This window comes from Desulfovibrio sp. SGI.133, assembly GCF_050313955.1.
In the GTDB taxonomy this organism is placed as follows: Bacteria; Desulfobacterota; Desulfovibrionia; order Desulfovibrionales; family Desulfovibrionaceae; genus Desulfovibrio.
Genome location: NZ_JBNPMK010000022.1, coordinates 1 through 291 on the forward strand (window position 1 = coordinate 1; position 291 = coordinate 291).

Annotated in this window: 1 pseudogene; it reads left to right on the forward strand. The window is 54.0% G+C overall.

The annotated features are described in order from the left end of the window. Nucleotides 1-291: pseudogene (locus ACQRBR_RS12060) on the forward strand (outer membrane homotrimeric porin); the annotation flags it as partial.

Here is a 291-nt window from a genome sequence, read left to right on the forward strand (position 1 = left end):
CCTGAAGGACGTGAGCTTCCTGGAAGACCTGAAGCACACCCTGCGTGTGAACTTCATGGGCGGCACCAACGCTCCTAAGATGGCTAAGTACATCCGTGATTACGGTAATCCCTATGAAAAGCATGGTGTGAGCGACGTCGCTCAGTATGCTACTGCTTACGATCCCATCTATCTGACCACCGGCGACACCGCTCTGGAAATCGGTCTGACCAACACCTACAAGATGTACGACAACTTCACCGTCATGCTGGATGCCGCTTATGTGGCTCTGTGGCTGGACGACAGCCGCAA